The 358-nt window shown below is 40.8% G+C and carries 1 protein-coding gene; it reads left to right on the forward strand.

Going from position 1 to position 358, the window contains the following annotated elements:
• Positions 1-358: CYTH domain-containing protein (locus tag SB765_RS28340; protein ID WP_410932316.1), on the forward strand; the 358-nt coding region annotated here is incomplete at both ends.

Raw genomic sequence — 358 nt, forward strand, 5'->3', positions numbered from 1 at the left:
GTTTGCAAAATGCTTATTTTGATACACCAAGCAGAGAGCTAAGAGCACTCGATATTGGTTTTAGAACGCGTTGTACAGACGAGCGCTGTGAACAAACAATTAAGCTAGCTGGAGAAGTGGTAGGGGGCTTACATCAGCGCCCAGAGTACAATCTTCCAATAGAAACAAACCGGCCAAATCTAATGGCGTTTGATTCATCAATTTGGCCTCACGGTATGCAAATTGATGCCATATCACAAAATCTATTCCCTATTTTTAGTACTAATTTTATTCGCCGTACGTGGTTAATAGAAACCCCAAATGGTGCCAAAATTGAAGTGGTATTAGATAAAGGTGAAATTGCTGCGTCAGGTAAGGT

The sequence above is a fragment of the Pseudomonas sp. SIMBA_067 genome (assembly GCF_046534675.1).
GTDB lineage: Bacteria > Pseudomonadota > Gammaproteobacteria > Pseudomonadales > Pseudomonadaceae > Aquipseudomonas > Aquipseudomonas putida.